The sequence below is a fragment of the Flavobacterium hydrophilum genome (genome assembly GCF_003202405.1).
Classification (GTDB): domain Bacteria; phylum Bacteroidota; class Bacteroidia; order Flavobacteriales; family Flavobacteriaceae; genus Flavobacterium; species Flavobacterium hydrophilum.
In genome coordinates, this window is the sequence record NZ_QJHL01000004.1 from 495120 (window position 1) to 517729 (window position 22610).

The 22610-nt window shown below is 34.2% G+C and carries 22 protein-coding genes; 13 read left to right on the forward strand and 9 right to left on the reverse strand.

The features are described 5' to 3' along the window. The first annotated feature begins 25 nt into the window (after window positions 1-25). Both DMB68_RS17790 and DMB68_RS17795 read left to right on the forward strand, forming a co-directional pair. Complete coding sequence (locus tag DMB68_RS17790; protein ID WP_110347970.1) at window positions 26-946, forward strand: S41 family peptidase; 921 nt, start codon at window positions 26-28, stop codon at window positions 944-946. A 238-nt stretch (window positions 947-1184) separates the two neighbouring features. Further along, complete coding sequence (locus DMB68_RS17795; protein ID WP_124019448.1) at window positions 1185-1475, forward strand: hypothetical protein; 291 nt, start codon at window positions 1185-1187, stop codon at window positions 1473-1475. A 381-nt stretch (window positions 1476-1856) separates the two neighbouring features. Here the strand turns inward: DMB68_RS17795 and DMB68_RS17805 are convergent, their stop codons facing one another. After that, window positions 1857-2411, reverse strand: a complete 555-nt coding sequence (locus DMB68_RS17805) for an REP-associated tyrosine transposase (RefSeq protein WP_110347972.1) — start codon at window positions 2409-2411, stop codon at window positions 1857-1859. A 244-nt stretch (window positions 2412-2655) separates the two neighbouring features. Between DMB68_RS17805 and DMB68_RS17810 the strand changes: the two genes are divergently transcribed. Both DMB68_RS17810 and DMB68_RS17815 read left to right on the forward strand, forming a co-directional pair. Then, a complete protein-coding gene (locus tag DMB68_RS17810) occupies window positions 2656-3348 on the forward strand; it encodes a hypothetical protein (RefSeq protein ID WP_110347973.1) in 693 nt (230 codons plus the stop codon). A gap of 192 nt (window positions 3349-3540) precedes the next feature. Beyond that, a complete protein-coding gene (locus DMB68_RS17815; RefSeq protein ID WP_110347974.1) occupies window positions 3541-4911 on the forward strand; it encodes a KAP family P-loop NTPase fold protein in 1371 nt (456 codons plus the stop codon). A gap of 134 nt (window positions 4912-5045) precedes the next feature. On the opposite strand, the gene DMB68_RS17820 is transcribed toward DMB68_RS17815, so the two are convergent. From DMB68_RS17820 to DMB68_RS17855, 8 genes are all read right to left on the reverse strand, one after another. Continuing rightward, complete coding sequence (locus DMB68_RS17820; protein WP_110347975.1) at window positions 5046-6341, reverse strand: cryptochrome/photolyase family protein; 1296 nt, start codon at window positions 6339-6341, stop codon at window positions 5046-5048. Next, on the reverse strand, window positions 6338-6805 hold the full coding sequence (locus DMB68_RS17825; RefSeq protein ID WP_110347976.1) for an SRPBCC family protein: 468 nt from the start codon (window positions 6803-6805) through the stop codon (window positions 6338-6340). Before DMB68_RS17825 ends, DMB68_RS17820 begins: the two co-directional genes overlap by 4 nt. A 170-nt stretch (window positions 6806-6975) precedes the next feature. Next, a complete protein-coding gene (locus DMB68_RS17830; protein WP_110347977.1) occupies window positions 6976-7416 on the reverse strand; it encodes a sterol desaturase family protein in 441 nt (146 codons plus the stop codon). 25 nt (window positions 7417-7441) lie between these two features. Next, window positions 7442-8281, reverse strand: coding sequence for a phytoene/squalene synthase family protein (locus DMB68_RS17835; RefSeq protein WP_110347978.1), 840 nt, complete (start codon window positions 8279-8281; stop codon window positions 7442-7444). A gap of 3 nt (window positions 8282-8284) precedes the next feature. Beyond that, on the reverse strand, window positions 8285-9751 hold the full coding sequence (locus tag DMB68_RS17840; protein WP_110347979.1) for a phytoene desaturase family protein: 1467 nt from the start codon (window positions 9749-9751) through the stop codon (window positions 8285-8287). Between the two features lie 35 nt (window positions 9752-9786). Further along, complete coding sequence (locus DMB68_RS17845) at window positions 9787-10686, reverse strand: MerR family transcriptional regulator (protein WP_110347980.1); 900 nt, start codon at window positions 10684-10686, stop codon at window positions 9787-9789. A 73-nt stretch (window positions 10687-10759) separates the two neighbouring features. Then, window positions 10760-11719, reverse strand: a complete 960-nt coding sequence (locus tag DMB68_RS17850) for an ion channel (protein WP_110347981.1) — start codon at window positions 11717-11719, stop codon at window positions 10760-10762. A 122-nt stretch (window positions 11720-11841) separates the two neighbouring features. Beyond that, a complete protein-coding gene (locus DMB68_RS17855; protein ID WP_110347982.1) occupies window positions 11842-12342 on the reverse strand; it encodes a tetratricopeptide repeat protein in 501 nt (166 codons plus the stop codon). A gap of 324 nt (window positions 12343-12666) precedes the next feature. Here DMB68_RS17855 and DMB68_RS17860 point away from each other — a divergent pair, with 324 nt between their 5' ends. The 9 genes from DMB68_RS17860 to DMB68_RS17905 all read left to right on the forward strand — a co-directional run bounded on the left by DMB68_RS17860 (window position 12667) and on the right by DMB68_RS17905 (window position 22536). Next, window positions 12667-13047, forward strand: coding sequence for a hypothetical protein (locus DMB68_RS17860; RefSeq protein ID WP_110347983.1), 381 nt, complete (start codon window positions 12667-12669; stop codon window positions 13045-13047). A gap of 172 nt (window positions 13048-13219) precedes the next feature. Further along, window positions 13220-14299 (forward strand): efflux RND transporter periplasmic adaptor subunit, encoded by a 1080-nt coding sequence (locus DMB68_RS17865; protein WP_196783709.1) that lies wholly within the window; start codon window positions 13220-13222, stop codon window positions 14297-14299. A gap of 147 nt (window positions 14300-14446) precedes the next feature. Next, the gene (locus DMB68_RS17870; protein ID WP_110347985.1) at window positions 14447-17614 is read left to right on the forward strand and encodes an efflux RND transporter permease subunit; all 3168 of its coding nucleotides are present in this window, start codon (window positions 14447-14449) and stop codon (window positions 17612-17614) included. After that, entirely contained in the window at window positions 17607-19046 is a 1440-nt protein-coding gene (locus DMB68_RS17875; RefSeq protein WP_110347986.1) for a TolC family protein, read from the forward strand. Before DMB68_RS17870 ends, DMB68_RS17875 begins: the two co-directional genes overlap by 8 nt. A 172-nt stretch (window positions 19047-19218) precedes the next feature. Further along, window positions 19219-19914 (forward strand): hypothetical protein, encoded by a 696-nt coding sequence (locus DMB68_RS17880; RefSeq protein WP_110347987.1) that lies wholly within the window; start codon window positions 19219-19221, stop codon window positions 19912-19914. 128 nt (window positions 19915-20042) lie between these two features. Continuing rightward, complete coding sequence (locus DMB68_RS17885; RefSeq protein ID WP_110347988.1) at window positions 20043-20483, forward strand: hypothetical protein; 441 nt, start codon at window positions 20043-20045, stop codon at window positions 20481-20483. 193 nt (window positions 20484-20676) lie between these two features. Beyond that, a complete protein-coding gene (locus DMB68_RS17895; protein WP_110347989.1) occupies window positions 20677-21447 on the forward strand; it encodes a T9SS type A sorting domain-containing protein in 771 nt (256 codons plus the stop codon). 225 nt (window positions 21448-21672) lie between these two features. Then, window positions 21673-22026 (forward strand): nuclear transport factor 2 family protein, encoded by a 354-nt coding sequence (locus tag DMB68_RS17900; RefSeq protein ID WP_110347990.1) that lies wholly within the window; start codon window positions 21673-21675, stop codon window positions 22024-22026. 54 nt (window positions 22027-22080) lie between these two features. Continuing rightward, entirely contained in the window at window positions 22081-22536 is a 456-nt protein-coding gene (locus tag DMB68_RS17905; RefSeq protein ID WP_110347991.1) for a hypothetical protein, read from the forward strand. Window positions 22537-22610: the final 74 nt, after the last annotated feature.

Below are 22610 nucleotides of genomic sequence, written 5' to 3' on the forward strand. Positions count from 1 at the left end.
CACATAAATTTAAAATCATAATCGTATGAAGTATATATTTACACTATTCTTTGTAATTATCCTTGGGACTAATTGTTATAGTCAAAATAAAGATAGAGAGGAGTTAAAAAAAGTATCCAAAGAGATATTGACATACATTAAAGCATACTCAATAGTTGCTGACTCCATAAACTGGAAAGAATTCCGTAGAGATATTTTGACAAAAATTACAAAATTGGATGATGTTGATTCAAATAAAATTATTTTTTCTTCAATTCTGGATAAACTACGACAGTACGGAGATTTTCATTCTTCTTATTATGATAAGTCTAATTTTAAAAAAATAGTATCAAACGATACAACTTTAAATTATCCATCATCAAAAATTATCGATGATTCAATTGGCTATATTTTTCTACCTGCACATTTGTCGATGAATGAAAAAGATAATTTTATCTATGCCGATACATTAAGAAAACAAATTCAATTATTGGATGAAAAATATTCCATAAAAGGCTGGATTGTAGATTTAAGAGGAAATGGGGGCGGAAATATGTGGCCAATGTTAGCAGGGCTAAACCCAATTACTGAAGATGGAACTGTCGGATATTTCGTATCAAAAGGAAAAAGAATAAAATGGCAAAGTACTTCTAAAAACAACTATAAATGCAAAAACCTACATAACAAGATAGCAATATTAATTGATTCACTAACAGGTAGCAGTGGAGAAATGGCAGCAATATCATTGTTAGGCAGGGAAAATTCAAAATCTTTTGGAACAAAAACAAGTGGCTATACTACAGCAAATCAGAATTTTAAATTATCAAATGGAGCAATGCTTTTTTTAGCGACTGCCTATTGCGAAGATAGAACAAAGAAAAAATACATAGGAAAGATAACTCCTGATGTTGAAGTTTCAGATAACACAAAAACCATAACAAAATCTAAAGAATGGTTACTCGAATAACAATAAACTGCCTACAACAAGGTATTGCCAAAAGCGGGGCTGAATGGCTTCGATTGGAGATTTGTCTAAGGTGAAACATTTGTTCAACGGTTGAATTTTAGTGCTAAAAATACCCGGCTTCGGCAATACCCAACCGTTAGCAGGGATAACCGCGACATCCCGACTAATGACAGACGAATTAAAAAAATATCTCCTTGAGCAATGCAGACAATGGATGTTGCCCGAAGAAATTAGGGCATTGAGTCGTGGTGGACTGACTGAGCATGGAGAAAAAACGACAAGAGAAATTGCGGAAAAGGAGAAGAAAGAAACGTTGACAGATTTTAAAATTGAGCGCATGTATGGGTTTAATGACCCAAAGACAAATGAACTGGTAAATTTGGGACACGAAAAAATGCTGTCGACAATTGCACAGCGCCTTCTTGAGCGACAAGGCGACAGCATCGTAAATAAATGTACTAAGTGTAACAAGCTGACCCGAACTCCAAATGCAAAACAATGTAGACATTGCGGACACGACTGGCATTAGACGAAATCCCGTCTGGTGCTCGTTTGCAACGAGTACCTACTTCCTTATTAACGAAAATAAAGCGTTTGCAACGCGGCTAATTAAGACAGACCCCGTCTGGTGCTCGTTTGCAACGAGTACCTACTTCCTTATTAACGAAAATAAAGCGTTTGCAACGCGGCTAATTAAGACAGACTACCATAAAGGCTCAACCTCTACGTTGCAAAACATTGTATTATCCTGCTCGTAATTTCTATAGCTGCTATTTACATAATCTCTTTCATGAAAAACGATTTCTGACTCAACAGGATTATAATGCCCCTCTGGTGCTCGTTTGCAACGAGTACCTACTTCCTTTATTAACGAAAATAAAGCGTTTGCAACGCGGCTTATTAAGACAGACTACCATAACTGCTCAACCTCTACGTTGCAAAACATTGTATTATCCTGCTCGTAATTTCTATAGCTGCTATTTACATAATCTCTTTCATGAAAAACGATTTCGGCCTCAACAGGATTATAATGTATGTAGTTTACACGTTGTTCCATTTTTTCTAAATTGTCTAATATAACAGGATGAAAACCATCTTGCCATAATTTGTAATTCTTGGCTCTTCCTGTTTTCTGAGCTTCAAAACTAAATTTCCGTAATAGCCATTCACGTCTGCTTTCAGGATGCTCTTTTATGGCTTCTATTAATTTTTTGGAAGTATATTTTTTAAAATCACGAACAACATTTTGCAGCTCCCCATCAAAAGCGGTAACAATTAAATGGATATGGCTGCTCATATATACATAAGCGTGTACAGTCAATGCTTTTTCTTTGATACAATAATTTAGCGACTCATCTAAGATATTACAATAGATGGGTCGCACAAACAAATCTACCCAATCTACAATTGTAATGGTAATAAAAGTTGGAACAGTACTATCAATAACTTTATATTTCTCAGACATTTTTTTTCTCCAAATATATAATTTATAAGAAAATTACGAAATAAAAAAGCAGAAGTATTTGTTTTAAGAATGCTTCTGTTTAGTGATACGCGTTGCAAACGCTATGTTTTGTTTTCATAATTTAAGTAGGTACTCGTTGCAAACGAGCACCAGAGTGAATGATTTGGCAAATCCGAATATTGATCTTAATTTAATCCCAAACCCGCTGGTAGTGCCAAGACGTTAGCCGTAATTATACAGAAATATGTTGCAAATTGAAGAATATAAAATCGTAAGAGAATTTATAAAGCAGAAGTCTGTTTTATTAATGGACCACGAAAAGAAAAATCACGCAAAAGTTGGCATAGCAATAAATAATTATGAAATTATTGAGATTGGCGGAAAACGGTTTTATGTGATACCTACAAATATGTTTAAAGCGATAATTGAAAGAAATATTAGAATTGCTTGTATAAAATATCCAGAACGATTTGGTACAGGTAATGCTAAAGATGTTATCAAAGCAATTTATGATTTAGAACCTTGGTTTAGTTTAGAAAGATTTATTGAAACTTTACAAACAGAACAATTTTGTTATGTTGTTGAAGTTATTGAAGGAAAACTTCAAGAAAAACTTTTAAGAATTGATTTATATCGTGATATTAAAGAAAATAAAAAAGGAGGATTTGATTTTATTGGAGGAATATTTCATTGTTACAAACATTTTAGCTTTCAGGGCTTACCTCTTTCAACAAGTAAAGAAATTAACGATATAAAACATCCTAAAGAATTAGTTTATAATATAATTAACGCATTCTTTTCAGGAGATGTAAAAGAAGTAGAAGAAAACACATTTGTTTCTGAAGTTAAAATAAATGATGATGAAAATTTGCGATTAGTTTTTTACTATGAAAAGAACACTGAAGTGTATTTTGTAAAAACTACTCATAAAGTTTAGTATTAAATAAATACGGCTAACACACACAAGCGATTTGGGGATTTGGCCAAATGGAAAAATTGGTTTGTATTTGGAAGATTAGGCAAGGAAGATTAGGCAAATCCGAATAATGAGCTTAATCTAGTTCCAAACTGCTTATAGCGCGGGAAAGTTACCAGAAATGACAAGAAAATCATAAATTGATAAGCAAAAATGAAACACGAAATAGGAATTGAAAAAGAATCGCCGTTTAAAAATTGTAAACTAAATCGTAAAATTTACGCTGAAGTATTAACTGAAGTTGTTATAAATAATAATCAAGGTTTTGTAATGTCTTTAAATAATAAATGGGGAACAGGAAAAACTACATTTGTAAAAATGTGGCAATACCATTTAGAAAATCAAGACTTTCAAACAATCAATTTTAATGCTTGGGAAAATGATTTTGAAGATAACGCCTTAACAGCTCTGTTAGGTGAATTAAAACCTATTGTAAAACCGCACACTGAATCTGTATTTAATAATGTTCTTGAAAAAGGATTAATTATTAGTAAACATATCTTACCTATATTGGTAAAATCATTAATTGAAAAATACATCGATACTAAAAATTTAAAAGAAAGCTTAATTAATATAACTGATCAAGTAAAGGATATTTTTAAAAATGAAGTTGATGAATATTTACATAGAAAAGAAAGCATCATAGAATTTAAAACTTATTTGTCACAGTTTGTAGCAAATACAGTCAATGATGACAAACCATTAGTCTTTATAATTGATGAACTTGATAGATGTCGCCCAAATTATGCTGTTTCACTTTTAGAACAAATAAAACATTTTTTCTCTGTTCCAAATATTGTATTTGTTTTGTCAATTGATAAAGAACAATTAGAGTTTGCGATAAAAGGAGTTTATGGTAATGACAATATTGATTCGGAAGAATATCTCCGTAGATTTATTGACATTGAATATTCTTTACCTGCGCCAGATGGTAAAACGTTTTCGGAATATTTATATCAATATTATAACTTTGCCGAGTTTTTTGAAGAAAAACACTCACAGATGATTGGTAACGATAAAGACACTTTTTTAAGAATATGCTATTATCTGTTTAATAATGAGTCTGTAACTCTTCGCCAACAAGAAAAAATATTTGCACACGTTTCAGCTGTATTGAAAACTTGTCGAGATAATCGACAATTATTCCCGTTGCTTTTTGTAACGCTTATATATTTAAAAGTTTTGCATCAAAAATTTTATAATTCAATTAAAACTAAATCTTTATCAATTGATAACTTACAAGCAAATCTAACTAAAATTTTTACTTATAATAAAGATAGTTTACGTATAATAGTAGGTATTGAAGCAAATCTCATATTTTTTTACAATAATTTTCTTTCCCCAAATAATAATCTTTTTGAATATAATCAAACTAGTCATAAAGATGAACTAATTATTAATTCTTATTATGATGCTAACCTATTACTCCAAAATCTTAATAGTTTAGAAAATAGTCATTATGATTTACAAGTTAATTCAATTGAAAAAATAATTGCAAGAATTGATTTAATTAGCCGAGATTAGTGCTAAAGCAACTTTAGGTAACACACGTTTGTGGCTATTGCGGAATTTAGTGGAATTATCGTTTTCAATTCGTATTTCCGTTCAGCCGAAAATACCCGTCTTCGAAGTCCGCAACAGCGACAAGTGCGGCAATGTTACTTAATAATCCCCGCTTTATAAGTAGCAATAGCCCGATCTCTCGCAAAAGCATGATCAACCATCGGCTCATTATAGCCCAAATCGAATTCAGGAATCCATTTGCGGATGTAGATTCCTTTTTCGTCGAATTTCTTCAGTTGAATTTCCGGATTAAAAACCCTGAAATATGGTGCAGCATCACAGCCAGTTCCGGCAGCCCATTGCCAGTTGCCTACATTAGAGGCCAATTCAAAATCTAATAATTTTTCTGCAAAATACGCTTCTCCCCATTGCCAGTTAATCAGTAGATGTTTGCATAAAAAACTCGCCACCACCATACGCACACGATTGTGCATGTAACCGGTTTCATTGAGTTGTCTCATTCCTGCATCAACCATTGGATATCCGGTAGTCCCGGAACACCAGCGCTTGAAATCATCTTCATTATTACGCCATTGGATTCCATCATAAGCCGGCTTGAAATTATGATTGACACATTTCGGAAAGCTGAACAAAATCTGAATAAAAAATTCTCTCCAGATCAGTTCGCTTAAAAAAGTCTGGTTTTTACGATTCGCCCAGTTCACCAATTTTCGGATACTTACCGTTCCAAAACGCAAATGCGGAGACAAATAAGAAGTTCCATCCAAAGCAGGAAAATCCCGAATTTCCTTATAATTCCCAATCTGCGTTAAGTTATGAGGAAGTACTTTTATGGTATTTCTCTCAAAACCAATTTTGGACAATTCAGGAAATGGAAATTGTGTTTTTGCAAGATTGCTAAAGAATGGTTTTGTGTCATATTCAGGTGCTTGCCCGGAAAGATGATATTTCTCCAGCCATTTGTTTTTGTAGGGCGTGTAAATCGTGTACGGAAGTCCGTCCGCTTTTGTGATTTCTTTTTCTTCAAAAATTACATGATCTTTGAAAGAAAACGATTCGATATTATTTTGCTTTAATATTTTACTAATGGCCAGATCCCGTTTGATGGCATACGGTTCGTAATCTTTATTAAAAAAAACATTTTGAATGTCGAATTCGGCAATAAGCGAATTCCATACTTCAAATGTTTTTCCTTTTTTGATTAAAAGTGAGGAATCAATTGTTTTAAGTTCCTTGTTTATTTTTTCAAGTGAATCATAAATAAAATTGACTCTGGGATCCTCTTTAGGAAGATTGTCCAGAATATCCTCATCAAAAATGAAAAGCGGAATCACAGGAAAATCAGATTGCAAGGCGTGAAACAAACCTGTATTGTCTTCTAAACGCAAATCACGTCGGAACCAGAAAAAGGAAATTTTTTGCTTCATTATACTTTTGAATTGAACAATTCCTCGATTTTGGTACGACGAAAATCAAAGATGCCATTGATCTTTTTATTTACAACTAATTTATTCATAATTCGTCCCAGAAATCCAAAAGGGATGGCATAATGAACAATGTCTGTCATTTTTGTTCCGCCATTTTCTGCCGGCTCAAAAAAGTGTTTGTGGTGCCATAAAGCGTAAGGTCCAAAACGCTGTTCGTCTATGAAATATTGGTTTTCCTGAGAAACGGTAATGATGGTTACCCAATTGATTTTAATTCCGAACAAAGGTTTCAAAGTGTAGGTTATAATTTGTCCGGGATACATGCGCTTTCCATCAAAATCCTGAATTTCGAAACTCATATCATTGGGTGTAATTGTCTGAAGGTTTTTTGGACTTGAAAAAAAGTCCCAGCATTCTTCAATAGTAGCGTTAAGATGTTGAACGGTTTCTATTTTATATATTTTCATGAAATATTTATTGCGAATAGTTCTTGGTTACGTTTGCGTTAGGGATTACTTCACTGGCTAATAATTAATTCAAAGGAGTTCAGTGAACTTCGTTTGCAGTGGAGCTCTCCCGATTTTTTATCGGGAAGCGGGAACGGAAAGCCCGACCCTTGGGTAACGCCCAAATCATTTTACATTTTATAATACTTGAAAGGGACGAATAACATTCCGAAACATTCTCCGTGTTCTTTTCCTAAATGTTTGTGGTGAATTTTATGGGCTTTTCGAAGGCCGATAAGATATCTGTTTTTGGTGTTTTTGAACCATTTAAAACGCTGATGAATTAAAACGTCATGGATCATGAAATAACAAAAGCCATACGTTGTAATACCACAAGCGACAAAAAACAAATAATTGAAACCGCCCTGAACGCCAAAATAAAACAGCACAATACTCGGAATGGCGAAAATGACAAAAAAGATATCGTTGCGTTCAAAAGTATGTTCGTATTTTGGCTGGTGATGGTCTGCGTGAAAGTACCACATTAGCCCATGCATGATGTACTTGTGCGTAAGCCAGGTAACACATTCCATGAACAGAAAGACACCTAAAAAGATTAGAAAAGAAATCATTTTACTTTATATTTTGAAATAAATTTTAGACTAATTTTAGTTTGTAGGTTACAAAAGATTGAGCCAGAAGCCCCGCTTTAGTGTAATTTGAAACCCGGATTCTTGCATTTCCAATTTCGGAGCAGGGTGTGTTTTTAAGCTTTTTTAATAGTTTTTTGTAATAGACAAAAGCAGTGTAAACACCAAATTTTGCTTCGATAGGCAGTTTTACGATTCCCTGATACGCCACTCTGAAATCTTCTTCGATTTCGTTTATGATGGTGGTTTTTGTGTTTTCATCGAATGAATTCAAATCTACACCGGGAAAATAATTTCGGTTTAAAACCAAATTATCGTCCTTTAGATCCCGTAGGAAATTTACTTTCTGGAAAGCCGATCCTAAGCGCATGGCTTCAGTTTTTAGCTGTTCATATTTTTGATTATTGCCTTTTACAAAAACTTTAAGACACATTAAACCTACCACATCTGCGGATCCGTAAATGTAATCTTCGTATTCGCCTTGTGTATTGTAAGTTGATTTGATCAGATCGAGTTTCATACTTTTTAAAAAAGCCTGAATTAAATCGTCTGTTATGTTGTATTGTTTTACCGTATGCTGAAAAGAATTAAGAATAGGGTTGAGACTAATTCCTAACTGCATTGCTTTGTAATATTCTTTTTCGAAATCTTCGATAAGGTATTCCTTTTCGTAGTCATGAAAAGAATCGACGATTTCATCAGCAAAGCGTACAAAACCGTAAATGCTGTAAATAGCATCGCGAATACTTGGTGCCAGCATGTGTACGGCAAGCGAAAAAGAGGTGCTGTAATTTTTGGTGACCAGCTTACTGCATTTGAAAGAAACGGTATCGAATAGTGATTTCATTTTTTAAGATCTAAGTGATTTTTGAATTAACTCAGCAACCAGTTTTCCTGAAATTAAAGCAGGCGGAACCCCTGGGCCAGGAACAGTTAGTTGTCCTGTAAAATATAAGTTACGAACTTTTTTGCTTTTTAGTTTTGGCCTTAAAAAAGCGGTTTGTAACAAAGTATTAGCCATTCCGTAAGCATTTCCTTTGTACGCATTGTAATCAGTTACAAAATCGTTTTTACAGAATGATCTCTTAAAGATAATATTATTTTTAATTTTTTGTTGTGTAAGCTGCTCAAAACGAGTGATAATTTTTTCAAAATATTCTTCTCTAAGTGCTTCACTGTCATTTATTCCGGGTGCTAACGGAATTAAAAAAAAGCCGGTTTCCATTCCTTCAGGTGCAGCAGTTTTATCTGTTTTTGATGGAAAATTAGCATAAAATAATGGTGCTTCAGGCCATTTTGGAATGTCATAAATATCTTTTGCATGCTGATCAAAATCGACATCAAAAAATAAAGCATGATGTGTAATGTTTTCTATTTTTTTATCAAAACCTATAAAAAAGAGGAGGGAAGAAGGTGCAAAAACACGGTTCTCCCAATATTTATTTGAATAAGCACGATGTTTTTTTTCGAGTAAAGTTTCGGTATGCTGGTAATCCGCACCGCTCAAAACGATATCAGACTGAATTATTTTTCCGTCAATTATAATTCCTGTTGCCGTTTTGTTTTCTACAATTATTTTTTCAATCGGGGAGTTGGTTTTGATTGTCACTCCTAATTCTAAAGCTAATTTTTCGATCCCGAGGACCACATCAAACATTCCGGTTTTGGGATGCCAGGTGCCTAAACCAAAATCGGCGTAATTCATAAAATTATAGAAAGAAGGTGTCTTAGAAGGTTTAGCACCTAAAAAAAGGACCGGGAATTCCAGAATTTGAATTAATCTTTCGTTTTTGAATTCTTTTCGGATATCCGAACTGACATTGCTGAGAAACTGATTGAGTTTTAAAATCGTTTTTGGTGTAATTAGTTCCAAAGGCGAAACTCCGGGGCGATATACCAAATCTTTTATGGCAATATCATAATTACTTTTGGCCTGATTGATAAAACTCTGGAGCTTTTGTCCACTTCCTTTTTCAAGGTTTTCGAAAGTAGATTTAATTGCTTCAAGATTGTCATGAATATTGATGAAATCATTCATTCCGAAGTAAACCCGATAAGCCGGATTTAGCTTTACGAGCTCATAATAATCCGATTGTTTTTTATCGAAATCCTGAAAAAAGCGTTCGAAAACATCGGGCATCCAATACCAGCTTGGTCCCATGTCAAAGGTAAAACCATTACTTTTAAATTGTCTTGCCCTGCCTCCAATTGAATCGTTTTTTTCATAAACAGTTACCGCATGTCCTTGTTGCGCCAGATAGCATGAAGCAGCTAAGGCAGAGAATCCGGAACCTAATATGGAGATTGTTTTTTTCATTTGTTTAACAAATGTACAAAAACTTTAAACAAAACTTATATTCTTTGAATGGTTTCTTCCATTGAGTCGAATACCAGTGTTCTTTCAGATAAGTTTTTTCGGTCAATATGTTCTGTCATTTTTCCAATTAGCCAGATTTCATTGCTTTTTAAAAGTAATTTTTGTTCCATTGTTTTTACATACTGATTGACAACGCTGCGGTCAGGTTGTACTGTCATAAAGGTAACAAAAGTGATCCTGTTGAAATGTTTGGTAAGGTCTTCCAGGTTTTCAATAGGCATACTCTCACCTAAATAAATAGTTTTGTATCCTTGAAGTAAAATTTCATATTGAAGATACAGTAACCCTATTTGATGAATCTCATTTAACGGTAACGAGAGTACAAAAACTTTATCTGTTTTGGTAGGTTTCAGAATTTGAAGCCCTTCTGTATAAATTAATATTTTTTGTTTGATCAAATGACTCATGAAATGTTCATTTGCCGGACTTATGGTTTGTGATTGCCATAAAAGTCCTAATTCTTTCAACAGAGGCAGAAAATGTTCCTTAAAAACCTGCTGAAATGATTTTTCAGAAATTAACCAGTCAAACGTGTTGAAAAAAATTTCCTGATCAAAATTCATCATAGACATCTTGAAGGAATTGATGGAGAAGTTCTGTGAATTTTTAATGGAAATAATTTCACGAACCAACTGTGGAATTTTTTCTTCGGGAAAAGTAGCTATTTTAGATATTTTGTACCCGTATTCATGAAGCAATGTAATATTTAGCAATTTTTGCAGACTGGCTAAATTGTAAAGACGAATATTGGTATCAGTTCGCATAGGTTCAAGTACATTATATCTTTTTTCCCATATGCGAATAGTATGTGCTTTTATTCCGGATAAGTTTTCCAGGTCTTTTATGCTGAAAACGGTCTTTATATTGTTTATCATTTTTTGTATTTGGATGAACAAATGTAGAATAAAATCTGAGATAACATTTAAAACCTAATTAAAATGATAAGTATTAAAAAGTTATTCGTTCGAAGCTGTTTAATAAATCTAAATGTAAAATTGTTTTTGAGCCGTCTTTGCTTCGGTTGTACATGGTTTTGAATTTGGCTCCATATGTAATTTCATTAAACGTATACGAAGTCCTGGCAGCAACGGTATTGCTGAACATATCATCAAAAGTGGTAATGAATACGAGAATTTCACCATGAATTTTTCTAAAATCTTCTTCGGTAAAATTATACATCGGACTATTTTCTGTAATGGGATGAACTAATGTCCAGCTTAGCGAAAGGGCATTAATCCTGTCCAGTTCTAAGTCCAGATTGTAAAATTTATTGGTCATTATTCCGTTTTCTTCTACCGTCATTCCTAGTGTTACTTTTGCTTTAGCATCTGTAAAATTGGTGTTTTTAAAAGGAACAAGCCGAATCATCAAACCTTTGCCGTTCCTGTAAGGAGAAATTAAAGCATTGTGAGAAAATTTTAAAAAAGCAGTTGGTTTACTGAATCTTCCAAAAAACAAACCGGTAGCAATAGCAAAACTCAAAAGTCCGATTAAGGCTTCTGCAGAAGAAAGGGCACTGGTAACAAATCCTGTTGGACTAATATGTCCGTAACCAACCGTTGTAAAAGTTTGAGCACTAAAGAAATAAGCCTGACCAAACTGCGTCCATATACTTTGCGATTGTTCAATTCCGTCAAGATGTTCAATTCCGATAGCATAATAGGCAACTGCAAAAACAAAATTGATAACGATATAAAATGTAAACAGAATCAGCATGAATTTCCAGTTGGGCATATCGATCATGGTATGGTACCAGCTGATTCTACGTAACAAATGCATGCCTCTTTTTTCGATATTCGGAGTTCCGTTCTTGTTTACGAATCTTCCGCCGTAACTGTTTGCATTGGTGCCAAAACCGGAATTTTGATCGGTTTGGGCGTTGTTATTTATTTTTCTTAAAAGAGCCATTTATCATTATTTTGTGCAAATGTAATAATATCTTTTAGCTTGAATATAGACTCTTTTTAACAAAAAAAACAATCTGTAAAACCTAAATTCTACAGATTGCTTATGACTTGTTTAATTTTATTTTATTTACAGAAAGTAGCTTTGTTTTTGATAGCGCTCTGGCTGCCTAACTCTATTGCTTTAGAGAAATCTTTACAGCAATTTTTCTTGTCGCCGGATTTGTTATAGGCCAAAGCTCTAAGGTTGTAAGCAACGTAATCTTTAGGATTTAACATAATAGAATAAGAGCAATCTTTTATTACATCTGGATAATTTAATAATTTGTAATTCACATTGGCTCTGCCGGTAAAAGCATCAGCATTCATGTTGTCTAATTCGATGGTTTTGCTAAAATCGGCTAAAGCTCCCTGTAAATCGTTCAGTTTGAATTTGGCAACACCTCTGTTTTGATAAGCTTCTACAAATTTTGAATTCATGCTGATTGCTTTTGTGTAGTCTGCAATAGCTCCTTTTGTGTTTCCTGCTTCAGCTTTTTTCATAGCCTTATCAAAATAAGCAGTTGCAGATTGTGACCATACTGAACTGGCCGCCATAAAAAATAAAGTAAGTAAAATGTTTTTCATAAAAACTAATTTGGGGTTAATTGATATTTGTGTAAACGAATATAGAAATATTTCTTTTGTAAGAGAACTTGTTTGGCTCAAAAATAGGGTGAAAAGAAGAAATAAATTTTTGATCCAGGTTATTTAAATGATAACCAGTCATTAAAAAATGACAACGAATTTATTTTGAAATAAAAAGTCTTCTATTTTTTACAAATTAAATCTGAAAATCGAATTGTTAAATTTGTAATGAGCCATTGAAAACGTTTTCGTTTGGTTTTAGTTGTTAAACCTTATTAAAATTTATTTTTTTCTTTCAATTCTTTGCTTACTTTCGCAACCAATATGAGAAGAATAATTGTATTTCTGGTCTTCATGAATTTCCTTCTGCTTGGCGGAGGGCAATATAGTAGTGCCGGAACACATCAAAATTCTTCAGCTCAGAGATATGAGCACAAACATCGCATAAAGTATATCACTCATGAGCAGGGAACTTCTATAATTGAAGAAGCCGACCTGGATTTAGATGAAGAATATTCAGGCGATGCCGTTAAAAATGGTGTAATAAATAAAGTTTTTACTCCAAATTACAGTCTGCTTGATAATTGGTATCTGACATTCTCAGATCAGATTACGGTTAATTATCACAGTCATTTCAAATTCTTTGTGCCATTTTGTGGCTATTCAAATCCTATTTATATTACGCAACGCGTTTTAAGAATCTGATAAATCCTATACATCAGTTGCCTGGGTTATGATCTTTCATATCTCATAGATGTATATTTTTTTTACTTCTTACATGGGACAGTTCTGTTCTGACTATGGTTACTGGTGCTTTTACTTTTAAGGGAATCTATGTATTCCCGGCATTCAATCGCTTAATTTCCATACTTAAATCATGAAAAGAATTGTTCTCACAGGCTTAATTGCCCTGGTGTGCCTAACCAGTTGTACATCTAAAAAAGAAGAAAAAGAGGAAGCAGAAAAATTTACAGTAACCAATCCTGTAAAAATTGACACTTCGTTTACCAAAGAGTATGTTTCGCAGATCCGTTCTGTACGAAACATCGAAATCCGTGCCCAGGAAAAAGGGTTTTTACAAAATATTTATGTTGATGAAGGTCAGTTCGTAAAAGCCGGCCAGTTATTGTTCAGAATTATGCCGAACATGTATCAGGCAGAATTACTGAAAGCGCAGGCAGAACAAAAATCTGCAGAAATAGAAGTTCTAAACGCTAAAACACTTGCAGATAAAAACATTGTTTCCAGAAACGAATTAAGTGTTGCACAGGCAAAATTACAATCTGCAAAAGCTGAGGTTGCACTGGCAAAACTGCATTTATCATTTACAGAAATCAGAGCTCCGTTTGACGGAACGATTGACCGTATTCCGCTAAAATTAGGAAGTCTTATTGATGAAGGCGAATTGATGACAAGTCTTTCAGACAACTCTCAGATGTTTGCTTATTTTAATGTTTCTGAACCGGAATATCTTCAATATCAGACTAATGTAAAAGATCGTGCCGGGAATAATGTAAACCTACTTCTGGCTAATGGCGAATCTTTTAAATACAAAGGAAAAGTAGAACTTATTGAAAGTGAATTTGATAATGAAACTGGAAATATTGCTTTCAGAGCAAGGTTTGCCAATAACGGAAAATTACTTAGAAACGGTGAAACCGGAAAAATTCAGATGCTGGTTCCGTTGAAAAATGCTATTGTGATTCCGCAAAAAGCGACCTATGAAATTCAGGATAAAAAATATGTTTTTATTGTAGGTAAAAACAATAAGGTTAGTTCAAAAGAAATTACGATTACAGGTGAAATCCCCGATTTATATGTGATAAACAGCGGGCTTTCTGAAAATGATAAAATTTTGCTTGAAGGTGTTCAGAAAGTAAAAGAAGATGATAAAATCAATTATGGTTATATCGCTCCGCAAAAGGTAATCAACAATTTACGATTAAAAGCGGAGTAGCTTTTTCGTTTCAGGTTTCAGGTTTCAAGTTTTATACGGAAACCTGACACGAGGCTTTTAGGTGAATTAGCGGAGCAAACCTGAAACTTGAAACCTGAAACAAATTTTAAACTTTCTCTTTAGTCCAATCATTAAAAAAAGAAACAGATGTTTAATAAATTTATACAAAGACCTGTACTGTCGATTGTAATATCGCTTGTCATTGTCTTTTTAGGGATATTGTCGGTAATAAGTTTACCGATTACCCAATTCCCTTCGATTTCTCCTCCGATGGTTAACATTACAGCAGATTATCCGGGATCGAATGGAGAGTTGATGATCAAATCGGTTATTATTCCGCTGGAAAGAGCCTTAAACGGTGTTCCGGGAATGAAATATATGACTTCTGATGCCGGAAATGACGGAGAAGCGAGTATTCAGGTGGTATTCAATTTAGGTACAGATCCGAATCAGGCAGCTATTAACGTTCAGAATCGTGTAGCCTCTGTTACGAATAAATTACCACCGCTGGTAGTTAGAGAAGGTGTTAAAATTACCCGTGAAGTGCCAAGTATGTTGATGTATGTAAACCTTTACAGCAACGATAAAAATACCGACATGAAGTTCCTTTACAATTATGCAGATATCAATATACTGTCAGAATTGAAAAGGGTTAACGGTGTAGGATCGGGAGATATTTTAGGAACACGTGAATATGCCATGCGTATCTGGCTGAAACCGGACCGAATGCTGGCGTATAAAATTTCTGCTGAAGAGGTGATGGAAGCATTATCAAGTCAGAGTCTTGAAGCTTCTCCAGGTAAAACAGGTGAAAGTTCCGGTAAACGCTCTCAGGCTTTCGAATATGTATTAAAGTATTCCGGACGTTTTACAACCAAGGAGCAATACGGTAATATTGTAGTAAGATCTAATCCTAATGGAGAACTTTTACGTTTAAAAGATATTGCCACTGTAGAATTTGGAAGCTCGATGTATGATATTTATTCCAATTTGAACGGAAAACCATCTGCAGCCATTGTATTGAAACAATCTTTTGGAAGTAACGCCAATCAGGTTATTGAAGATGTAAAAGCCAAACTGGAAAAAATCAAAACCAAATTTCCAAAAGGAATGGATTATGAAATCTCGTATGACGTTTCTAAATTCCTCGATGCTTCTATCGAAAAAGTAATTCACACTTTGGTTGAAGCCTTTATTCTGGTAGGATTAGTGGTATTCCTTTTCTTAGGTGACTGGCGTTCTACGGTAATTCCGGCAATTGCGGTACCGGTTTCGCTGATTGGAACATTTGTGTTCATGACTTTCTTCGATATTTCACTAAACTTAATTACGTTATTCGCATTGGTATTAGCGATTGGAGTCGTCGTCGATGATGCGATTGTAGTGATCGAAGCCGTTCACGCCAAGATGGAAGAAGAACATCTGTCGCCATTTAAAGCAACAAAGAAAGCGATGCATGAAATTGCGGGGGCCATTGTTGCAATCACTTTCTTAATGGCGGCAGTATTTATTCCGGTAGCGTTTATGTCCGGACCTGTGGGGGTTTTCTACCGACAGTTCTCGATTACGATGGCAACCGCTATTATACTTTCGGGTATTGTGGCTTTGACTTTAACGCCGGCGCTTTGTGCGATGATGCTGAAAAATAATCACGGTAAACCGAAGAAGAAAACACCGGTGAACAGATTCATTGATGGTTTCAACAACAAGTTTAATCTGGCTCAGGGCAAATATCAAAATGTACTGGCAAAAATTGTAAACAGAAGAGTCGTTACGGTTGTGGCACTTTTAGGTTTTTGTGCTGGAACCTGGTTAATCAGCAGCACTGTTCCTTCCGGATTTATTCCGAATGAGGATCAGGGAATGTTTTATGCTATTATTCAGACTCCACCAGGTTCCTCTTTGGAAAGAACCAATAATATTGCGGAGAAATTACAGAAAATTGCTGAAGGAATAGAAGGAGTAAAATCAGTTTCTTCACTGGCAGGATATGAAATTTTGACGGAAGGTACGGGAGCAAACGCAGGAACCTGTCTGATCAACCTGAAAGACTGGAACGACAGAAAGCAGTCTGTACAGGAAATTATGATTGAACTGGAAGAAAAGTCGAAAGACATTCCGGGTGCTAATATCGAATTTTTCCAGCCGCCGGCAGTTCCCGGATATGGAGCAGCGGGAGGATTTGAGCTTCGTTTACTGGACAAAACAGGTACAAGTGATTTTAAAAAACTGGAAGAAGTCAATAAAGAATTTGTTGAGGAGCTGAACAAACGTCCAGAATTAACCAACGTCTTCAGTTTCTTTAGTGCGAGTTTCCCTCAGTACATGATGAAAGTCGATAATGATCTGGCACAGCAAAAGGGAGTTTCTATCGAAAATGCGATGAACACGTTGTCAACGCTTGTGGGAAGTAACTACGAAATTAGTTTCATTAAATACGGAATCAACTATAAAGTAATCGTTCAGGCCGCACCTGAATATCGAGCGCAGCCGGATGATATTTTAAAACTGTATGTAAAAAATGACCGTGACGAAATGGTACCTTTTTCTGCCTTTATGAAACTGGAAAAAGTGTACGGTCTTTCAGAAATTACAAGACACAATATGTACACTTCTACAGAAATCAGTGGTGGTCCGGCTATGGGATATAGTTCCGGAACGGCGATTAAGGTGATTCAGGAAGTGGCTGCCAAAAAACTGCCAAGAGGGTATGATATTGACTGGGCAGGTATTTCTGCCGATGAGGTAGCGCAGGGGAATCAGGCGATTTGGGTATTCCTGATCTGTTTAGGATTCGTGTATTTGGTTTTAGCAGCGCAATACGAAAGTTTTATTCTGCCATTATCAGTAATTCTTTCGTTGCCTGCGGGTATTTTTGGCGCTTTCCTTCTGTTGAAACTAACCGGATTAGAAAACAACATTTATGCTCAGGTTGCCATGGTAATGCTTATTGGTCTATTAGGTAAAAATGCTGTACTGATTGTAGAGTTTGCTATTCAAAGACATGCTGCTGGGAAATCGGTTCTGGAAGCTGCTATGGAAGGCTCAAAAGCACGTTTCCGTCCTATTTTGATGACTTCGTTTGCTTTTATCGCCGGATTATTGCCGCTTGCTTTTGCCACCGGTCCGGGTAAAATTGGAAACAGAACCATTGGTACCGCTGCAGCAGGAGGAATGCTTATCGGAACCATTTGCGGGGTATTTGTGATCCCGGGACTGTATTACATTTTTGGAAGAATTGCCGAGAAGTATAAACTGGTGAAACATGAAGAAGAAAATCCATTAACTGAAGAAATTGACAATAATCATGTATAAATTCAAAGCATATCAATATAGTATTGCGTTAAGTCTTTGTCTTGCTGCAGTGGGCTGTAAAGCCCCTGTAGCCGAGACTGCAACTGTAAGCACGCCTGTTCCGGAATCTTTTGGAACAGTTAAAACACTGGATACAGTCAATACGGCTTCCATGAAATGGAGAACATTTTTTAAGGATCAAAATCTGATTGACTTAATTGATGCAGCCTTAAAAAACAATCAGGAGTTAAATATTACACTGCAGGAAATCGAAATTGCAAAAAATGATATCCGTGTTAAAAAAGGCCTTTTACTGCCGTCTGCTGGTATACGTGCAGGAGCGGGAGTAGAAAAAGTAGGACGTTACACCAGTCAGGGTGCGGGTGATGCTACAACAGAAATAAAACCGGGTATAGAAACTCCGGATCCGCTGGGTGATTTTACTATTGCTGCTTACGCCAACTGGGAAGTAGACATTTGGAAAAAACTACGCAATTCTAAAAAAGCGGCAGTAAACCGTTATCTGGCAACTGTAGAAGGCAAAAACTTTGTGATTACCAACCTGATTGCTGAGGTAGCCGATTCCTATTACGAATTATTGGCTTTAGACAGTCAGCTGGATATTGTAAAACAAACAATCGAATTGCAGACAAATGCTTTAGAAATCGTAAAAATTCAAAAACAGGCTGCCAGAGCAACGGAACTTGGTGTTCAGAAGTTTCAGGCTGAGGTTTTGACTTCAAAAAGTTTAGAGTTTGATATTCTTCAGAAAATTAAGGAGAACGAGAATAAAATCAATTTCTTATTGGGAAGATATCCGCAGGAAGTGAAGAGAACCAACAGTAACTTTTTGACCTTATTGCCTGCAGAAGTAAACTCCGGAATTCCGTCTCAGTTACTGATGAACCGTCCTGATGTCAAACAAGCCGAATTAGAATTGGTTGCTGCCAAATTAGATGTAAAAGTAGCCCGTGCCGAATTCTATCCTTCGCTTGATATTTCGGCAGCTTTTGGTGTGCAGGCCTTTAAACCATCTTATTTATTTACGTTTCCGGAATCTATTTTGTACTCGCTGGCAGGAGATTTAGCGGCACCGCTGATTAACAGAAACGCTATCAAAGCAGAGTTTTCAAGTGCTAATGCGAGACAGCTTCAGGCATTGTACAATTACGACCGTACGATTTTGAATGCGTATCTGGAAGTTTCGAATCAGCTTTCTAAAATTGATAATTTACAGAAAAGTTACGATTTAAAATCACAACAGGTTGATGCCTTAAATAAATCGATCGAAGTTTCGAATGACTTGTTTAAATCAGCAAGAGTAGATTATTTTGAAGTTTTGATGACACAGCGTGACGCTTTAGAATCAAAATTAGAATTGATAGATACCAAAAAAGAACAGCTCAACGCAGCAGTTTATGTCTACAAAGACTTAGGCGGCGGCTGGAAATAATATCATTTTTTTTATTAATAGTTGTAGGATTGAACCTCCCGGAAAGTAAGTTTTCGGGAGGTTTTTTTGTTTGTGATTTGGGAGTGAGATGATTTTGTAATAATAAGATTGTTATATTAGCTGAAATAATATTTGGTATGTTTTAAATGACAGACCTCACTTAAATTGTGGATTGGAGCCATTTTATGGCTGGTATAACAAATTAGAGTTAATTGCAAATCAAAAGAACAAAATGGGACAATCGAAGTTAGAAGTAGTAAATAAATCATTTGACAAATTAGTTAATAAATTAACCGAAAACTCAAGCGATAATTCAATATGGAATGTTTTAATTCCACTTCTAATTGGAGCCGGATTGACTTTACTAACCCAGTTTTTAATTGAGCTGTGGAAATCCAAAAAAGAAAGTAAGCTCAAAAAGCAAGAGCTCATTTCAAAAGCAAAAGCCAAAACTTATTTAATTGCTCAAATTATTAAAGATTTGGCAATGTTTAAAACACAAAAACAATATTACATACGAGCATACAGATTAGCGAAACAAAGGAATGATACTGAAGAGTACAAAGATAATTATCAGAAACATTATGATAAAGCTAATAATCTAAGATCTGTTGAAACAAAACTTGACGAATCAATTGCAGAATATATTCAAATAGTGTCCGAGTATATTATTCTTACAAAAAGTAAAGAGAATTTTGAAGAATATTTTCAATTTCTCTTTAATTATAATCATCCAAAAGCATTAAAATTTGAAAATTGTAATAATGAAGATGAATTAATTGCCGAACATAGTATTGAGGAAAAGAGATTGAATGGGGAATATTTAAATTTAAACCAAGCTCTTCATAATATTCAAGATTTAATGTAATAGGTAACGCCATTAACTTAATCGGATGCTAGTTTGCAACGAGTACCTGCATAAATTAAAAGAATGTTGGTAGCGTTTGCAACACGGCTAACTAAGACAAGTAGTCATCATAAACATAAAATATAATTATGACAAGAATAGAAATTAGATATTCAAAAACTTTCCTGAAAGGAATCATTTTGGTTCTTTTCGTTACACTTATAATTACAAATTATTTCGTTTACTTTTCAGATAAGTTTGACGATAAACCATTCTTGAAGTACGCATACATACTCATAAATCTTTATCTTATTTATGTTTTGTATAAAAACTCATTTCAACTAATCAAAAATAAACCAATTATCATTTTAACAAATGAATCTATTGAAATTAGTGAAGGCAAAAACCTTACAACATATAACTGGACAGAAATAAATAGTTTCAGAATTGAGAACGATAAAAATGATACGAAAGGAAACTATCTTATTTTAGAAACCAGTTCATTAACAAAAACGATAAATTTAAATTGGCTTGAAAAATCTCCCAAACAAATTATTGAACTTATTAATAATTACAAAAAACAGATTTAATTAAGTTCCTGTTGAGGCTCAAATTGTTTTCACGAATTTGATTATATTAACAGCAGTTATAGAAATTACGAAGAAGATAATACTTGTAATGTTTCATTTGAGCCATTGTGGTAAATGAACCGCGTTGCAAACGAGCACCAGATTATAAATATAAATATTACCAATAACTTAATAAATAATTAAAACTAAATCAATGATTAAAAACTTTACTATTACAGCTTTGCTTTTAATGAGCAGTGTTTCCTTTTCACAAGTAACTTTCGAACAATCCTACACAATTGCCCAAGACGAAGGTGGGGATCAAACCTATTTTTTTAATACAGAAACAGGTTCTTATCATTATGCGTTTGATGAAAATAATGTTTTGAAAATATATACTGATAGTCATACCGTTTTTGCGACCATAAATCTGCCTGTCGATGCAGGATATTCAGTAAACAACCTTTATTTATTCAGTGATAAGTTATTTAATTCTGATAATCTTATTGAATTCTTACTTGTAACCAGTTCAAATTCATCTGGAACCTATAAAATGAGACTCTTAAATCAAAACGGAACTGTTCTGCAAGAATTAGGAGATAAAAATGAAGCCTTAATAGTGAAAACAGTATCCAATAATTATAAATTAATAACTGAAAAGGGGTATTCAGTTTCCAATTCCTATTTTACTGCAAAAGATGTTTACGCATTGACAGGGACTTTAGGAACAAATCAGGCAAATATGCTTTCAAAAAAATCTATTGCTTATCCTAATCCTGTAAAAGATATATTAAACGTTACAAATCCTTCAAATAAAACGGAAAATACTGACATAAAGATTTATTCTACTACTGGGAAATTAGTTTTAGAAAAAAATATCTCTAATGAAAAAGAAGATTTTATAAAATTAGATGTTTCGGCTCTGCAATCTGGAGTGTATGTTTACAGAATCAACGAACTAAACAGTAAATTCATAAAGGAATAGTGAAAATTGATCATACTTATCTTTACTGATTTGAATCTGTTTTTTTTAAATGAATAAGATAAAGATTTTTAAATTTTTCAAAAAATAATATTGAAAAAATAACGATAAAAACAGCCTCATTTGAAGAATTTAAATGAGGCTGTTTTTATTTAAAAAACCGGTGTATAAATAAAAAACATAATTTAGTGTCAGTAATGTGTTGACAATAAAATAAAAACTAAAAATATGGACCATCAGATTCAAAATTTAATAAAAAAAGCATATTCAGCTTTTAATACCAGAGATATTGATACGGCACTTTCGACTTTCCATCCGGATGTAGAATGGCCAAAAGCTTTTGAAGGTGGTTACATTCAAGGTCATGAGGAAATTCGAAAATACTGGACAAGACAATGGGCGGAAATAAATCCAAATGTTGAGCCTGTTGAAATAATTGAGAGAGCAAACGGAACAGTTGAGGTTGCAATTCTTCAAATTGTACTTGATTTGCAGGGAAATGAAATGTTTAATGGTGTTGTAAAACATATTTTTGTTGTTCAGGATGGTTTGTTGCGAAGAATGGATATTGAGCTGAATTAAATTTATTATTTCAGTGAATATTGATTCATAGATAAATGATTGAAAAGCCAGAAAATGAAATACCTAATTATTCCTTATATAGCTTTAGGACTCGTTTTGTCACTAGCAATTGGTATTGAATACCATTGTGAAGGTCCCGAAATGTTTCCGGATTATTATGGCAGCCCATTTGTATTTAAACAAAAATCATTAGGAAGTTCTATGGAATATTTTTACAGCATTTCAGGAGTTTTACTAAATGTTGTGATTTGGAGTTTAGCTCTTTTTATCATCCACGCAGGTGTAAAAAACCTCATCAGAAAAATGAGCAGACCAAAATGGATTCGTTTCTCATACAATATACTAATTGGCTTTCTGATTGTCTTTACTACTTTGAATATCTGGATAGACTCCGTAATGATTGGACGCGGATTTGAAGAGGGACAAAATTATTGGTATTGGAACATAGATAAAGAAGCGCAGGACTGGGGAATGTCCTGTGAAGGTAAAGTAATACTTTTTAGAGAATAGAATTAGTAATCAGATTTGGTTGGCAGGTTGAAAAAAGATTTAAGAAGTGCAAAAGCATAGATATAAAAACAGCA

Bases quoted from the DNA above. Each gene is read 5' to 3' on its own strand.
- DMB68_RS17830 (WP_110347977.1), bottom strand. From the start codon at position 7,416: ATGATTTCTTTTCTAATCTTTTTAGGTGTCTTTCTGTTCATGGAATGT.
- DMB68_RS17835 (WP_110347978.1), bottom strand. From the start codon at position 8,281: ATGAAATCACTATTCGATACCGTTTCTTTCAAATGCAGTAAGCTGGTC.
- DMB68_RS17855 (WP_110347982.1), bottom strand. From the start codon at position 12,342: ATGAAAAACATTTTACTTACTTTATTTTTTATGGCGGCCAGTTCAGTA.
- DMB68_RS17900 (WP_110347990.1), top strand. From the start codon at position 21,673: ATGGACCATCAGATTCAAAATTTAATAAAAAAAGCATATTCAGCTTTT.
- DMB68_RS17805 (WP_110347972.1), bottom strand. From the start codon at position 2,411: ATGTCTGAGAAATATAAAGTTATTGATAGTACTGTTCCAACTTTTATT.
- DMB68_RS17815 (WP_110347974.1), top strand. From the start codon at position 3,541: ATGAAACACGAAATAGGAATTGAAAAAGAATCGCCGTTTAAAAATTGT.
- DMB68_RS17865 (WP_196783709.1), top strand. From the start codon at position 13,220: ATGAAAAGAATTGTTCTCACAGGCTTAATTGCCCTGGTGTGCCTAACC.
- DMB68_RS17845 (WP_110347980.1), bottom strand. From the start codon at position 10,686: ATGATAAACAATATAAAGACCGTTTTCAGCATAAAAGACCTGGAAAAC.
- DMB68_RS17850 (WP_110347981.1), bottom strand. From the start codon at position 11,719: ATGGCTCTTTTAAGAAAAATAAATAACAACGCCCAAACCGATCAAAAT.
- DMB68_RS17840 (WP_110347979.1), bottom strand. From the start codon at position 9,751: ATGAAAAAAACAATCTCCATATTAGGTTCCGGATTCTCTGCCTTAGCT.
- DMB68_RS17860 (WP_110347983.1), top strand. From the start codon at position 12,667: ATGAGAAGAATAATTGTATTTCTGGTCTTCATGAATTTCCTTCTGCTT.
- DMB68_RS17895 (WP_110347989.1), top strand. From the start codon at position 20,677: ATGATTAAAAACTTTACTATTACAGCTTTGCTTTTAATGAGCAGTGTT.
- DMB68_RS17905 (WP_110347991.1), top strand. From the start codon at position 22,081: ATGAAATACCTAATTATTCCTTATATAGCTTTAGGACTCGTTTTGTCA.
- DMB68_RS17810 (WP_110347973.1), top strand. From the start codon at position 2,656: ATGTTGCAAATTGAAGAATATAAAATCGTAAGAGAATTTATAAAGCAG.
- DMB68_RS17875 (WP_110347986.1), top strand. From the start codon at position 17,607: ATGTATAAATTCAAAGCATATCAATATAGTATTGCGTTAAGTCTTTGT.
- DMB68_RS17870 (WP_110347985.1), top strand. From the start codon at position 14,447: ATGTTTAATAAATTTATACAAAGACCTGTACTGTCGATTGTAATATCG.
- DMB68_RS17790 (WP_110347970.1), top strand. From the start codon at position 26: ATGAAGTATATATTTACACTATTCTTTGTAATTATCCTTGGGACTAAT.
- DMB68_RS17825 (WP_110347976.1), bottom strand. From the start codon at position 6,805: ATGAAAATATATAAAATAGAAACCGTTCAACATCTTAACGCTACTATT.
- DMB68_RS17885 (WP_110347988.1), top strand. From the start codon at position 20,043: ATGACAAGAATAGAAATTAGATATTCAAAAACTTTCCTGAAAGGAATC.